The sequence below is a fragment of the Dactylosporangium sp. CS-033363 genome, from assembly GCF_050942475.1.
Lineage (GTDB): Bacteria > Actinomycetota > Actinomycetes > Mycobacteriales > Micromonosporaceae > Dactylosporangium.
On the sequence record NZ_CP192032.1, the window covers coordinates 7,277,443 to 7,291,262 of the forward strand.

The 13,820-nt window shown below is 74.2% G+C and carries 15 protein-coding genes; 9 read left to right on the forward strand and 6 right to left on the reverse strand.

What is annotated here, in order from left to right:
• Positions 1–9 precede the first annotated feature (9 nt).
• Positions 10–1,926: a discoidin domain-containing protein gene (locus ACQPZ4_RS33660; protein ID WP_433044645.1), complete on the reverse strand. Its 1,917-nt coding sequence runs from the start codon at positions 1,924–1,926 to the stop codon at positions 10–12.
• Between the two features lie 117 nt (positions 1,927–2,043).
• On the opposite strand from ACQPZ4_RS33660, the gene ACQPZ4_RS33665 reads away from it, so the two are divergent.
• The 5 genes from ACQPZ4_RS33665 (at position 2,044) to ACQPZ4_RS33685 (ending at position 6,756) form a co-directional block, all read left to right on the forward strand.
• Entirely contained in the window at positions 2,044–2,295 is a 252-nt protein-coding gene (locus ACQPZ4_RS33665; protein ID WP_433044648.1) for an SCO4848 family membrane protein, read from the forward strand.
• A 7-nt stretch (positions 2,296–2,302) separates the two neighbouring features.
• Positions 2,303–2,854: a SigE family RNA polymerase sigma factor gene (locus ACQPZ4_RS33670; protein ID WP_433044651.1), complete on the forward strand. Its 552-nt coding sequence runs from the start codon at positions 2,303–2,305 to the stop codon at positions 2,852–2,854.
• Entirely contained in the window at positions 2,851–4,077 is a 1,227-nt protein-coding gene (locus ACQPZ4_RS33675; protein ID WP_433044654.1) for a hypothetical protein, read from the forward strand. The genes ACQPZ4_RS33670 and ACQPZ4_RS33675 overlap by 4 nt, the downstream gene beginning before the upstream one ends.
• Positions 4,078–4,246: 169 nt before the next feature.
• The gene (locus tag ACQPZ4_RS33680; RefSeq protein ID WP_433044657.1) at positions 4,247–5,653 is read left to right on the forward strand and encodes a hypothetical protein; all 1,407 of its coding nucleotides are present in this window, start codon (positions 4,247–4,249) and stop codon (positions 5,651–5,653) included.
• Positions 5,650–6,756 (forward strand): ARPP-2 domain-containing protein, encoded by a 1,107-nt coding sequence (locus ACQPZ4_RS33685; RefSeq protein ID WP_433044660.1) that lies wholly within the window; start codon positions 5,650–5,652, stop codon positions 6,754–6,756. Before ACQPZ4_RS33680 ends, ACQPZ4_RS33685 begins: the two co-directional genes overlap by 4 nt.
• Before the next feature lie 90 nt (positions 6,757–6,846).
• Here ACQPZ4_RS33685 and ACQPZ4_RS33690 read toward each other — a convergent pair whose 3' ends face one another.
• The 3 genes from ACQPZ4_RS33690 to ACQPZ4_RS33700 are packed head-to-tail and all read right to left on the reverse strand — an operon-like array spanning position 6,847 to position 8,992.
• Complete coding sequence (locus ACQPZ4_RS33690) at positions 6,847–7,182, reverse strand: hypothetical protein (RefSeq protein ID WP_433044663.1); 336 nt, start codon at positions 7,180–7,182, stop codon at positions 6,847–6,849.
• Positions 7,183–7,199: 17 nt separating this feature from the next.
• Positions 7,200–7,739 carry a DUF4232 domain-containing protein gene (locus tag ACQPZ4_RS33695; RefSeq protein WP_433044666.1) on the reverse strand — a complete coding sequence of 180 codons (540 nt, stop codon included), beginning with the start codon at positions 7,737–7,739 and terminating at the stop codon, positions 7,200–7,202.
• A complete protein-coding gene (locus ACQPZ4_RS33700) occupies positions 7,736–8,992 on the reverse strand; it encodes an alpha-hydroxy-acid oxidizing protein (protein WP_433044669.1) in 1,257 nt (418 codons plus the stop codon). The genes ACQPZ4_RS33695 and ACQPZ4_RS33700 overlap by 4 nt, the downstream gene beginning before the upstream one ends.
• 24 nt (positions 8,993–9,016) lie before the next feature.
• Here ACQPZ4_RS33700 and ACQPZ4_RS33705 point away from each other — a divergent pair, with 24 nt between their 5' ends.
• Entirely contained in the window at positions 9,017–9,466 is a 450-nt protein-coding gene (locus ACQPZ4_RS33705) for a hypothetical protein (RefSeq protein ID WP_433044672.1), read from the forward strand.
• Here ACQPZ4_RS33705 and ACQPZ4_RS33710 read toward each other — a convergent pair.
• Positions 9,459–11,414 carry a GPP34 family phosphoprotein gene (locus tag ACQPZ4_RS33710; RefSeq protein WP_433044675.1) on the reverse strand — a complete coding sequence of 652 codons (1,956 nt, stop codon included), beginning with the start codon at positions 11,412–11,414 and terminating at the stop codon, positions 9,459–9,461. The two genes, ACQPZ4_RS33705 and ACQPZ4_RS33710, sit on opposite strands and share 8 nt — an antisense overlap.
• Positions 11,415–11,459: 45 nt before the next feature.
• Here ACQPZ4_RS33710 and ACQPZ4_RS33715 point away from each other — a divergent pair, with 45 nt between their 5' ends.
• Genes ACQPZ4_RS33715 through ACQPZ4_RS33725 form a run of 3 tightly spaced genes read left to right on the forward strand, consistent with a single transcriptional unit; the run spans position 11,460 to position 12,859 of the window.
• Positions 11,460–11,861, forward strand: coding sequence for an HIT family protein (locus ACQPZ4_RS33715; RefSeq protein ID WP_433044678.1), 402 nt, complete (start codon positions 11,460–11,462; stop codon positions 11,859–11,861).
• 6 nt (positions 11,862–11,867) lie between these two features.
• Entirely contained in the window at positions 11,868–12,473 is a 606-nt protein-coding gene (locus tag ACQPZ4_RS33720; protein ID WP_433044681.1) for a hypothetical protein, read from the forward strand.
• Positions 12,474–12,484: 11 nt separating this feature from the next.
• The gene (locus ACQPZ4_RS33725) at positions 12,485–12,859 is read left to right on the forward strand and encodes a DUF4240 domain-containing protein (protein WP_433044684.1); all 375 of its coding nucleotides are present in this window, start codon (positions 12,485–12,487) and stop codon (positions 12,857–12,859) included.
• Positions 12,860–12,878: 19 nt separating this feature from the next.
• Here the strand turns inward: ACQPZ4_RS33725 and ACQPZ4_RS33730 are convergent, their stop codons facing one another.
• Positions 12,879–13,733 (reverse strand): alpha/beta hydrolase family protein, encoded by an 855-nt coding sequence (locus ACQPZ4_RS33730; protein WP_433044686.1) that lies wholly within the window; start codon positions 13,731–13,733, stop codon positions 12,879–12,881.
• Positions 13,734–13,820: the final 87 nt, after the last annotated feature.

A 13,820-nucleotide genomic window follows, 5' to 3' on the forward strand; every position in this document is an offset into this window, starting at 1 on the left:
GGGGGTGGGTCAGCTGTACAGGCGGATGTCGGCGAGGCTCCACCAGTTCCCGGACGCCGCGGTGGAGGTGATCCGCAGGTACCGGGCCTTCGTCGGGCGGATGTCCACATTGGTCAGCTGGCCCACCCCGGTGCCCTGGGCGACCGTCGTCCAGTGGGTGCCGTCGGTGCTGGTGGTCAGCTGCCAGCCGCGGGCGTGGTCGCCGACGCTCGCGCCGCTGTCGATCGCGACGCGGCGGAAGGTGCGCGCCGAGCCGAGGTCGACCTGGAGGTACTGCCCCGGCTCCTGTGCCGCGCCGCTGGACCAGCGGGTCGTGGCGTCCTCGTCGACGGCGAGGGCGGCGTCGGGGCTCGCGGGGTTCGACGACGCCGTCGCGCCCGCGAGGGTGAGCAGCTTGAGCCCGTCGTCGAGCACCTTGCTCTTCGGCCAGGTGAACGTGGCGAGCGAGCCGCCGGGGAGGGTGTAGTCGAACGACTTGCCGCCCACCGCGACCGTGAACGTGCGCGGCGCGTCGTTCTCGTTGTGCGCCACCAGCACCGTGGAGCCGTCCGGGTTGCGGAAGGCCACGTCGGTGACCTCGCCGTTCCAGGCCGGGTTGCCGAAGCTGGTGCTGGCGATGCGGACCGCGCCGGCCTTCACGAACTTGGACAGGTGCCCGATCGTGTAGTACTCGGCGTCGGTGGTCCAGGTGCCGTCCGGCTGCACCGTGATGAGGCCGGTGCAGGTGCCGCAGCCGCCGAGGTGCGGGCCGCCGGTCGAGTCCAGGGCCAGGTTCCAGGTGACGGCCGACTTGGCCCAGTTGCGGGTCACGCCGACGGTGATGGTGCGGGCGTGCCACTTCAGGGTGTCGGTGAAGTACTGCGCCGGGGTGTCGGCGGCGCCGTGCGAGCCCGAGCACTCGGTGAACCAGATGTCCTTGTCCGGGTACGCGTCGTGCAGCGCCGTCATCGCGCTCGGGTCGCCGTAGTAGCAGTGGTACGCCGTGCCCGCGACCCAGCGGGCGGCCGGGTTCTGCAGCAGCTTGTACGGGTAGTCCGCCTCCGGGTCCTGCCCGGGCGGGGTGTTGGCGATGTCGTTGGGGTGGGTGGCCCAGTTGTGGTCGTACCCCATGATCTTCGTGCGCGGGCTGACCAGGCGCAGCAGCGGCCCGAGGATCTCGATCACCTTGCCGGCCTGGGTGGTGTTCAGCCCCATCACCGGCCCGCCGCCCGCGTCGCGGTTCTGCGGCTCGTTCTGCACCGTGATGTAGTCGACGGGCACGCCGGCGGCCGTGTAGGCGAGCACGAAGCGGGTCAGGTAGAACGCGTATGCGGCGTACACCTTCGGGTCGTCCTTGAGCTCGCCGCTCGCGAGGGAGTCACTGGTCTTCATCCAGGCCGGCGGGCTCCACGGCGTCGCCATGACCTTCAGCTGCGGGTTGAGCTTCTTCGCCTCCCGCAGCAGGGGCAGGATCTGCGCCTGGTCGTGCGCGATGCTGAAGCGGGTGAGCAGATAGTCCGTCTGTCCCGGCGGCATGTCGTCGTACGTGTAGTGCTCGGGCTGTGCGGTGAAGTCCGACGCGCCGATGGGCTGGCGCAGGAAGCTCACGCCGACGCCGGAGGCCGGATCGAACAGCGCCTTCATGGCCTCGGCCCGCTTGGCCGGGGAGAGCCGGTAGAGCACGGCGGCGGACGAGTCGGTGATCGACGCGCCGAAGCCGTCCATGCTCTGGTAGGTGCGGCTCGGGTCGACGGTGATCGTCGGCTGCGTGCTCGCGTTGCCGGTGAACGGGACGGCGGCCCGCTCGTGCATGAGCTCGGCCCGGTCGATCGTGGTGACCCACACCCGCGCCGAGGGGGCGGCGCTCGCCTGGGCGGCGGTGGCCCCGGTGAGCCCGGCGGCGACCGAGGCGGTGGCCGCGACCAGAGCTAAAACCCTTCGCTGCATGGCATCTCCGCAATGTAACGAATGAAACAAGAATGTAACGGTGATGCGTCACAGCACAGCATCGGCCCGCACTGATGTCAAGGCGTCCGGGCCGGGGCGCAGGCGCATACTTCCGGGGTGGTTCTCTCGCGGCGCTGGTCGGTCCTGCTCGTGCTCGTCGGCATCTGGAGCTGGGTCATCTGGCCCCGGTTCGCCGTGGCCATCTGGAAGGACGACCGGGCCTTCGACGCCGCCGGCCATCCCACCGCGTTCCTGTGGGTGCACGCGGCGCTGATCGTCGTGTCGCTCACCGCCGGCACGGCCGTCGGCGTGCTCGGCATTCGCGGCTGGCTCGCCGCCCGCGGAACCTTTCGTGGCCCCTCGCAGTAGAAGAGGCATGCGAAGAGCCATCGAGGCGCCCGAGCACGACGTCCGGGCTGACCGTGACTCCCAGTTCCAGGCGTTCATGGGCGGCGCGACACAGCGGCTGTACCGCGTGGCGTACCTGCTCAGCGGGGACGCGGGGGAGGCCGAGGAGCTGACCCAGCACACACTCGTGCGCACGTACACCGCGTGGGACCGGCTGGACGGCGGGGACCCGTACGCGTACGCGCGCAGGATCCTGGTCAACCTGCACAGCGACTGGTGGCGGCGGAGGCGCAAGCGGGAACGGCCCGTGCCCGAGGTGCCCGAACGCACGGCGCCCGGCTCCGATCCGGCCGACGCCGTGCTCGACCGGACCAGCCTGGCCCGCGCGATCCAGCACCTGTCCCGGCGCGAGCGGGCGGTCATCGTGTGCCGCTTCTACCTCGACATGACCGAGCAGCAGACCGCGGCGGAGCTCGGCGTGGCCCTCGGCACGGTCAAGAGCGCCTGCTCGCGGGCACTGCGCAAGCTGCGCGTCGACCCCGATCTCAGCCCGCTCGCACACCACCAGGAGGCGCAGTGATGTACTCGACCGACGACCTGCGCCAGGCCCTGGCCGAGGCGGCCGACGGCCGGACCACCCGGCTCGGCTTCGCCGACGTGAAGCGGGCCGCGAACCGCCGCCGGCCCCGCACCGTGGTGGCCGGCATCGCCATCGCCACGCTCCCCGTCCTCGCCACCGGCGGCGCGCTCGCGCTCGCCCCGGGCGCGCCCGACCTGGCCCCCACGCCCGACGCGCACCCGTCCCCCCTCATGCGGAGCGCCTTCTACGACTCCCCGTCCGCCCCGGCCTCGGCGCCCGCGGCCGGCGACGGCAGCATCCAGCAGTACCCGCCCGACCCCTCGTTCCCGGTGCCGGCGAACGTCCAGCTCATCCACACCGGCGAGCGCTTCGGCTCGCACGAGGAGCTCGTCATGTGGGTGCAGGACGAGGCGAACGGCGTGCAGGGCGGCCTGTTCGACGCCGCGACCGGCCGGCTGCGCACCCTCGGGTACGCGGGCCTGCCCCGCCCCGGCGAGTTCGGCTGGTCCGTGCAGGAGCTCGACGACCGCCAGGGCGGCATCCTCGACTTCGGCGCGTTCGGCGCCGACGACGTCACGGTCAAGGTCAAGGCCCAGGGCAGGACGGCCGAGGCGAAGACCGCGGCGGTCCCCGGCAAGCCGGGCGTGCGCGTGTTCTGGGTGCGCCGCACCGGCGTGCTGGCCGCCCCGACGAGCGCGGTCAACCCCGCGCCGAACGACGCCGTGTTCACCGCGTACGCCGCGGACGGGGCCACGCTCGGCACCACGAAGGAGATCCAGCGCACCGACGACCGGATCAACTTCGAGGACGAGTCCAAGGTCACCGGCGACCGGATGCGCACCGGCATCAGGTTCCCGGACGGCGGGGAGCTGGTCTTCTACTTCGAGGCCAACGCCGCCACGGGCCTGCTGCAGGCCGGCAAGCTCGACGCGGCGGGCAACGTCACGTTCCTCAAGACGCTGACCAACGTGGCCCGCCCGCCGGTCGTGGGCGGCTTCTACCGCGGCATCTTCACCGTCGCCGAGGTCCACGTGCGCGCGGCCATCTATGTCGGCAGCGCGAGCAAGGTCCAGCTGGGCGCCGAGGGCGCGACCGACCGCGGGTCGGCCGCCTGGACCGCGCACCCGGAACTGCGGGTGCTGTGGTGCCGGACGGACAACCAGGTCAACGCCGTCGCCTACGACGACGCCGGCAACGTGGTGGCCGCGACCGACTTCCGCTGACGCCGGTTAACCAGGGGCGGGGGCTTGCCGGTCGGCGGTACATTGGGCCGGCCGGTCGCGGGACTGTCCGCGCGACTTCCGGAACCCGCCTCTGAAGCGATGCTTCGCTGTTCGCACGTCGAACTCCCCGACCGGCGCCATCGTTCCTGCGCGCCGGTTGGGGGAGGCCGTGGAGCTGTCGGAGCTGACCGCGTGTGAGGACGTCGTCATGTTCGTCAACGCCGCCGTCGCCGCGACCGGGCAGCGCGAGTTCTACGGCGACGCCGGCGAGCAGCGCCTGTCGCTGGAGTTCCTGCACGACTACGTGCGCACCAACTACCGCGAGATCTACGCGGCGACCCTCGCGCTCGACATCAACGACGCGAACGCCGCGACCATCGCGCTGGGGCTCCTGCGGACGGCACAGGCGGTACCGTTGCCGCAGCGGAAGCGGGAAGGGGCCCTCGTCGCCGCCCGGCTCGCCCGGATGCCCCCGCAGCGGGTGTACCGCCTGATCGCGGCCCTGCGCGCGGAGGGCATCAACAACCGGCGGACCCGCGCCATCGTGCGGGACTGGGTCGCGGCCCGGCCCGATGTCGCGTTCGACGCGGTGAAGTACCGCCGCGGCCTCACCACCGCCGCCGGCCACGCCCACCTGCGCCTGCCCGCCGAGGTCGGCACCGCGCTGTTCGACTGGCGCCGCCCGGCCCGCTACGAGACCCCGATCCTGGAGAGCTGGCGCAGCGCCCACTACGACGGCCGGGCGCTGTTCGACCTGCCGTACACGGTGGCCGAGGGCCTCGCCTCGACCCGCCGCCGCGACCTCGGCCGGGCCGCCTTCCTGAGCGCGATCGCCCCCCGCCTCACCGAGCTGGAGCGGCTGCGGCTGCAGCGCGCGGGCGCCGCGGTCGACGGCGTCGGCGGGATGGACCTGCGCGCGGTGCCGCTGACCCGGCTGGCCCTGTACGCGCTGGCGCTGCCGCGCCCCGAGCGGGCCCGCCGCCGCGAGGAGCTGACCGACGCCCTGCGCGCGGCCGCCCGCCGGGCCGCCGGACGCCGGGCCGGCACCTGGGGTGACGTGGTCGGGCTGCTCGACGACAGCTACTCGGCGTCGGGCTCGGCGGTGAAGCGGCGCCGGCCCCTCGCCGTGGCGCTCGCCGCGCATTATCTGCTGGAGGCGCTGGCATCGCGGTACCGGACGATCTGGCTCAACCACGAGGGCGACCCGCTGCTCGTGCACCCGGCGGGGGCCACGCCGCTCGGGGAGCGCCTCCTCGACGGGCTCGCCCTGCGGCCCGGCCGCCTCGTGATCGTCTCCGACGGCTGGGACAACGCGCCGCCCGGCCAGGCCGCCGAGGTGCTGCGCGTCTGGCGGCAGCGGCTCGACCCCGGCGGGCAGACGTCGATCGTGCACCTCAACCCGGTGTACGACGCCTTCGAGGTGCGCCGCCTCTCGCCGTTCGTGCCCACGGTCGGCGTGCGCGACGCCGAGGACGCGGCCGTGCTCGTCGAGCTGGCCCGCTTCGCCACCGGGACGGCCACGTTCGCGTCCCTCGCCCTGTTCCTTCAGGATCGCGTCGAGAGGTTCCTGCGATGATCACGGGTCTGCGGACCGGACCCGCCCAGACGTGGGGTGCGGTCCGGCTCGTGCCGCTGCTGCGCGACGAGCCGATCACCGACCTGCGCCTGCACGCCCGGCTGGCCGGTCCCGACCTGTCCATTGTGGACCTCGGTGGCCGCGCGCACTACGTCGCCTACGTCCCGCACGCGTTCGTGGCCACGTGGAGCACGGACGGGACCCCGGCCGCCGCGTACGGCACCCAGCTGCTCGACCCGCGCGAGCCCGGCCTCCCGCGGGTCGCCGGCCTGCGCTTCCGCCGCCGCATGGCCCGCCGCGAGGACCGCACCCGGCTGCGCTTCCTGCCGCTGCACCTGGCCCTGGAGGGCTACCTGGACCTGCAGTTCGGCGGCCCGCCGATCGCCTGGCAGGAGTGGACCCGCGCGGCGGTGACCCGCGGCCTGTCCCCGCGCGTCGAGGAGGCCTACCGCGGCGAGGAGGTCCGCGGCCTGGACGACGCCCTGCGCGTGTTCGAGGTCCACCCGGGCCAGTGCGGGGTCGCGGTGTACCTGGCGGACGCCCTCGCCTCGGTCTTCGCCGTCCCGCACCCGGACGACTACCTGGCCCTGCACCCGACGCTGCTGCACGACTTCTACGGCGAGCTGCTGTACCACTACACCCAGCTCTACCCGGCGGTGGCCGGCTTCGACCAGCCCCTGGACGCCGCCGCCGTGCACACGGTCGACGACCTGCGAGCCGAACTGACCCGGGTCCGCGGCGAGTGGGCGGCGTTCCACAACGAGGTCATGTTCACGGTGCACGCTTCGACGACCCTGCCGGTGTACCGCCTGGGCCGCTTCACCCTGGCCCGTTTCCTCCCGCCGTTCGACCCCGCGACCGACAACCACATCGGCGAAATGATCACGACCCCGGACGGGACGGTGGCGTACCTGAAGACGTTCCGCCTCTCGGCCGCCCAGGCCCGGCGGGGGCACCTGCTGTCCCGGCTGGCCGGGCACGACTGGTCCCTGGACGCGACGGCGGCCTCGCTGGGGACGGACCGGGCGGGGCTGGTGCTGCGGCTGGAGCGGGCCGGCTTCGGCTACCTCCTGCGCCCTGGCGTGGTTCCGGCCCGCTCCTAGTGCCTCCGGGTTCGTTATGTGGATGGGTCAGCGCGATCCGGGCGCGGCCGCGACGGCCGGGCGCGCGGCGCGGGTGCTGCTGACGGCGGTTCAGCGCCGCTCGGGGACGTCCAGCAGGATGTCGGCCAGGGCGCGGTGGACGCGGGACACGCGGGGCGGGGCGGCGTCGACGGTGAGTTCGAGGAGCGGGCCAAGACCCAACTGCGCCGCCGGTACGTCGTGCAGCTCGATCTCCAGCCGCTCGCCGGTCATCCGCCAGCCGCGGACCGCCGACTCCACCCGCTCGCCGATGCCGCTGGAGACCTCGTGCGGCTCCGCCTCCCAGGTGCCGCGTTTGAAGCGCAGCACCGTGCCGGTCTCGCCGGGGCCCTCGGCCAGCGTCAGCGTCATCACGTCATCGATGAATTCGTAGCGTGTGTACGACATCCGCACAATGCGTCACTCTATAGCCACACGCTCACTTCGAGACGGGCCGTAGAGCCGAGATCCAGTGGTACGGGCGGCTTGACCAGTTGGCGGGTGGCGCCCGGGGCCGGGGCGACGTACAGGTACACGCCGCTGACCGGGGGCTTGCTGATGTCGTCGTAGGTGTTGCGCCAGGCGAGCACCGACACCGTGCTCCTGCCCGGCTCCAGGGCGACCGGGTGGGCCGACTGGTTGTGGTGCACACCGGGGACGATCTTGATGTCCTGGACGTCCCTGTCCTTGTCCAGCACGATGACCTCGGGCCGGCCGCTGACCGTCACCGTCGTGCCGCCGCAGTTCGTGACGTGCAGGCTCATCTCGCGGTACCCCATGGCCGCGTCGCCCCGGTCCGCCTCGATCTTGAGCCCGCCGGCCGGGCACCCGACCGGCTCCTCCAGCGCGGAGGGCGACGCCGAAGGCGGAACGCGGGTCGGCAGCGTGTTCTGCGGCTCGGTGCCGGGCTGGGCGCACCCGGCCAGCAGGACCAGCGTGAGCAGCGGGAACCAGCGGATCCTCACGACTCCAGCACCGCCGGCGTCAGATCCGCCAGGGAGGCCACGCCGGCCAGGCCCATCGTCAGGTCCAGCTCCGCGATCACGTTCTCGATCACCTGGCGTACGCCGTCCGCGCCGTCCAGCGCCAGGCCGTACAAATGCGGCCTTCCCAGCAGGCAGGCATCGGCGCCGAGGGCCAGGGCGACGAGCACGTCGGCGCCCGTGCGGATCCCGCTGTCGAAGAGCAGGGTCGGCCCGGCGCCGACGGCGGCCCGGATCGCCACGAGCGCGTCGAGGGCGGCCACGGAGCGGTCGACCTGGCGGCCGCCGTGGTTGGACACCACGATGCCGTCCACGCCGGCGTCGAGGGCGCGGCGCGCGTCGTCGGGGTGCAGGATGCCCTTGAGCAGGATCGGCAGCCGCGTCCGGCCGCGCAGGGTCTCCAGGTGGGCCCAGCTCAGGCCCGGGTTCGAGTAGATGTCCAGGAACGTCTCGACGGCCGCCCGGGGCTCCCGCGCGGTGAGGTTGGCGAGGAAGCCGCCCGGGTGCTCGCGGGCGATCGAGAACAGCGTGCGCAGCGCGCCGAGGGTGACCTCGGGCTTGGCCGCCGGTTGCGCCGCGCGCTCGCGCACGATCTCCATGAACCGCGGATCCGACGTGTACTGCGCGATGCCCTGCCCCCGCGCGAACGGCAGCGAGCCGAGGTTGAGGTCCCGCGGCCGCCACCCGAGCATCGTGGTGTCCAGGGTGACCACGAGGGCGCGGGCCCCGCAGTCCTCGGCCCGCCCGATGAGCGAGTCGACCAGCGGCTCGTCCGTGGACCAGTACAGCTGGTACCAGAACGGCGTGTCGCCCATCGCCTTCGCGGTGCGCTCCATGGGGCTGCAGCCCTGGTTCGAGAAGACGTACGGCACGCCCGCGGCCGCCGCCCCCTGCGCGATGAGCACGTCGCTGTCCCGCCGGATCAGCGCCCCGGCTCCCACGGGCGCGAGCAGCAGCGGCGCCCGCAGGGGCGTGCCGGCCACCTCGGTGCGCAGGTCCCGCTCGGTGCTGCCGGTCAGCATCCGGGGCACGACCCGGCGGCGCGCGAACGCCTCCCGGTTGGCGCGCATGGTGGCGCCCTCGCCGGCTCCCCCGGCCACGTAGGCCCAGGCCCGCGCGGACATCCGGCGGCGCGCCCGCTCCTCCAGCTCGGCGGCGTCGGTGGGCACGGACGGCCGGCGCCCGAGCGCACCCTGCCGGTAGACGACGCCCTGCCGGGCACGGCCGATGTTCACGGACGGCACGGTACCCTTCGGCGGGTGGCCCTGCCGACCCAGGACGAGCTGCGGGACGCGACCTGCGTGGCGTGCCCGGGCCAGTCCCTGCCGCTGGGCGCCTTCGACGTGGCGGAGCGCCCGGGCCCCGGCATCCCGTACTCCCCCGTGCTCGGCCACCGGGTGGACGCCGCGACCGGCACGCCCACCTGTGTGCACCCGTACCGGGTCGCGGTGCCGCCGGGGGCCTACCGCTCGGCGGGCGTCGCGCTGCCGCGGCACGCCGCGCCGCCGGCCGCGCCGACCGGCCCCGACCTCGAGCTGCCGGACGACCCGACGCTCCTCGAAGCGTGGCTGGTCGCCGTGGTCCGGGCCGCCCCGGCCGCCGCGCTCGGCCCCGCGCTGCGCCGCGCGGAGGCGACCGCCCGCACCCGGTTCCCGGACGGCGACGTCGTCACCGCCCTGCGCCGGGTCCTGGCCACCGAGATCAGCTGACCTGCGGGTCGGTGGTCACCTGCACGCTCACCCCGTGCCCCGCCACCGTGCGCACGGCGCGGGCGATCGGGTCCTCGGCGGCGATCCGGCCCAGCAGGAAGCGCGCCTGCACCGCCTGGCGGCCCAGCACCGCCCCGGCCGTCTCGGTCGCCCACAGCAGCACCCCGAGGTCGAGGTCCGGGTCGAGCGCCGGGCCGCGGTCCAGGGCGGCCAGGACCCGCTCGCGCACCTCGGCGTCGAAGCCCGGGCGGACCGACTCGTTGGACGAGTGGTACGTGGACTGCTGCCCGTAGCGCCCCATCAGCCGCCGCCGGGTCGCGACGGTCTCCACGACGTCGGAGCCGAGCTCGGTGAGCCACGTGTCGACGCGCCGGGGCGGGGCGGCGGCGAGGCGGGCGAGCACCGCGTCGAGGTACCGATCCCCCGTCGCCTCCCCCACCACCCGCAGGACGTGCCCGGAGGTGTCGATGCAGCCGGCCCGGCGCAGGTCCATCAGGGTCGCGGCGGCCAGCGCGGCCGGGAACACCCGCAGGTCGGTGCGGCGGCGCTGGTCGCGCGGGGAGAAGCTCACGTCGAACAGGTCGTCGGCCAGCCGCCCCGGCCCGGACAGCGGCCCCATCGGCAGCGGCGTGCCGCGCCGCTGCAGGAGCCCGAACCCGACGAGCAGCTCGACGAGCGCCGGCACCTCGTCCGGGTCCTCCGCCGCCGCGCGCACGGTCCGCGCCACGCCGGCCGGTTCGAGGCGCAGCGGGCGCGACCAGGCGTGCGTGTACTCGGCGCGACCGGCCGCCACCAGCGCCGCCACGACGAAGTCGATCGCGGTCGTCGACTCCGGCCCGTCCGGGTCCTCCTCGAGCAGGCTCACCGCCCGGTCCAGGCCGCCGACCCGCTTGAGCCGCGCCACGTCCAGCCTCGCCTCGGCGCGGGCGGCCGCCGCCACCACGTCGTCGAAGTCCGGGGTGCGCAGGGTCGCCATCAGCAGCCCCGGGTCGGCGAGGAGTTCGACGGCCGGTCGCTCCTCCCCGGGTGTACCGGACGTGCCTCCCGCCAGCCGCGCCACCCGGACCTCCAGGGACGGGTGCGTGTCGAACGGTCCGGGTGAGGACGGGCGCGCCGGGGCGAGGCGCGGGTCGCGCTCGAACCGCAGCAGCACGTCCTGTGGCTCGTACCCCTCCGTGCGGGCCCACCCCGCATAGCTCGCGATGAGCAGCTCCCACGTCGCGCTCAGCGGGCCGAGGTCCTGCAGCGCCGCGGCCAGGGCGTCCGGTCCCGCCACCCGGGCCGCCAGGTCGTCGGCCTCCAGCTCGGTGCGGCGGCGCACGGCGAGGGAGACGGCGGCGTAGGGCGCGGCGTACAGCGCGAGCACGAACCCGGCCGGCCCGGCGTCGGCGATCGTGCGGGTCATGGCCTGCATGCCGCGGTACGTGATGGCGGCCAGGCCCGTGTGCCGGCGCGAGTAGTGGGCCAGCTCGTGGGCCAGCACCGCGCGCACCCGGGCGACCGGCCAGACCAGCAGCAGCGGCGCGCCGACGAGCAGCACCCGCCGCCCGGCGCGCAGGCCCAGCGCGCCGGTGTCCTGCCAGACGGCCGCGTTCACCGCCGCGACGAGCCGGATCTCGTCCGGCGGGCGGGTGCCGGCGAGCTTCGCCAGCTCCCGGGTCTGCGCCCACAGCCCCGGCGCCTGGGTCTCGTCGACCGCCACCCCGTCGCGCGGCGGCGGCTCGCCGGAGCTCAGCAGCGCCGCCGCCCCGGGCACCAGCAGCGCGACGGCGAGCGCGCCGAGGGCCAGGGCGCCCGCCTGCGCGTCGGGCGAGCCGGGGTCGATCAGCAGCAGCCACACCGCGACCCATCCGACCGCGGCCGCGAGCGCGGCGCCGAGCACGTAGAAGCCGGCGAGCATGGCCACCGCCAGCGCCGCCCGCAGTTGGACCAGCACGCCCCCGTCCACGCGCACAGGGTGACACCGCCGCGCCACCAAGTAGGGTACGAAGACATGAGCAGCGTCTTTACGAAGATTCTCGCCGGGGAGCTCCCCGCGCGGTTCGTGTGGCAGGACGACGACGTCGCCGCGTTCCTGAGCATCGCGCCGCTGCGGCCCGGGCACACGCTCGTGGTGCCCCGGCAGGAGGTCGACCAGTGGACCGCGGCGGACCCGGCCCTGTTCGCCAGGTGCACGGCGGTCGCCCAGACGATCGGGCGGGCGGTGCAGCTGGCCTGGGACGCGCCCCGCGTGGGCCTGGTGGTGGCCGGCTTCGAGGTACCACATCTGCACTTCCATGTCTTTCCGACCTGGGGCATGGAGGACTTCGACTTCGGCCGGGTCGACCAGAACCCGGATCCGGCCGCGCTGGACGAGGCCGCGGACAGGATCCGCACGGCGCTCAAGGCCCTGTAGCGGCGCGTGCGGCTCACGTTCGACGGCTGGATCGCCGGGATCGGCACGGCGAGCGGGACCCGGCTCGTGCTCGGGCACTGGCCGCGCTCGCCGTTCGGGCCGGTCAGCGACGTCATGGTGGAGCGCGACGACGGGCACCGGGTGCTGCTCGCGCCGACGCCGGAGCTGGCCGAATTCATCGACGCGACGTACGGGTTCGACGAGGTCCGCATCACGCCCGTCGACGTCGGTCCGGCATGGACGGTCGCGGCCGGGCCGCTGAGCCTGCGCTTCGACGTCGGACGGCGGGGCGGGCTGGGGTGGCTGCTGCGTGCGGTACCGGCGAAGGTGGCGCGGCACCCGAACTGGGTGCGGCTGGTGGACCTGCCGGCGCGGCTGGTGATGCCGGGCGTGCGCACCCACGGCAGCGCGGGCCGGGGGCGCCGGGAGTGGTACGGCGTGCGCGACCTGCACCCGATCACCGGCGCCACCGCCGCGTGGGAGGGGCGGGACCTCGGGCCGCTCACCGGCGTCGAGCCGCCGGTCCGGTTCGGGTTCGGGTCGACACCTCGCCACCCGTCGTTGGCCCGGATCACCACCACCGTCGATGTGCCGGACACCCGGCCGCCCTAGGCTCCCCGCCCGTGACGTTCGACCTCTGGGGCGCGGCCTACCAGATCATGGACGGACGCTGCTCCGGCGACGGGTTCCGCGCGTTCCGGAGCTGGCTCGCCGTCACCCTCGACCGCGACACGTACGAGCGGGTCCTGGCCGAGCCGGACACCCTCGCCGACGTGCCCGCGATCCGGCGCCTGGCCGGTCGCGAGACCCGCGACTGGGCCGCTGACGAGTGGCCGCAGGCTTTCGCTGAAGCGGGCCCGGACGAACCCCCCGCCGGGCAGCCGTGGGACTTCGACGACCCCCGCGAGGTGGCCCGCCGGCTGCCGCGGCTGGGACGGATGTTCCCGCGCATCGGCGAGGTGCACGAGCGCGGGAACGTCCACTGGGCCAACGGTTAGGCCCTGCCGGCGAAGGGCTTCAGCAGGCGTTGCTGCGGAAGTCCGACACCGCGATCCCGGAGAACCCGCAGGTGAACGGGGTGAACCGGGCGTCCTGGCTGACCCACCGCTTGAACCACGAGACCATCGCCCGCGAGGCCGTCGCGTTCGTGGACTGCGGGAAGAAGTGGCTCTGCCCGGTCAGCTCGACGTAGGTCTTCGGGCCGGCCAGGGTGTTGTAGAACGGGATCGAGTGGCTCGACACCGGGGCGATGGTGTCGGACTGGCCGCCCACGATGAGCACCGGCTCGCTCACGTTGTTCCAGGTCTTGTCCGAGTTCCAGGGCGCCAGCGGGACGCCCGCCTTGACCAGCCCGGACGTGTCGGCCGCGAGGGCCTCGAGCGTGCCGCCGCCGCCCATGGAGTGCCCGGCGACGCCGCGGCGGCTGCCGTCGACCTTGCCCCGGACCGCGGTCGGCGACGTGTTCACCGCCCAGTTGAGCGCGGCGAGCAGCTGGTTGCCGCGGCTGGCCGGCTGGTCGTACAGCGTGTTGGTCTCGATGCCGACCACCACGAAGCCCCAGGAGGCCAGGCGCGGCCCGATCCAGGACAGGCTCGACCAGGTGGCGGTGAACCCGGGCGAGACGGCGATCACCGGGTAGCGGCCGGTGGCGGTCGGGTAGTAGACCCGTCCGCCGCCGAACCCGGAGACCGTGCTGGAGATGCTGGCCGAGGTGGTGGCGAAGCTGCCGTTGCCGGTGATGTTCGACGAGGTCGGGGCCTGACCGATCTCGTCGGCGAGCGCCGGGGTCGCGACGGCCGCGACGCCGCCGGCCATGAGGGTGAGAAGGAGCCCGGCCCGCAGGACGAGCCGAATGGCGGGGGTGTTTCGCACCGGTGTCTCCCGATCGACGAGGGATACTTCGATGCGCGTCAGTGTGTCCAGGTCGGGACCGGCTCCGGATCCGTGAAATCGCCAGTC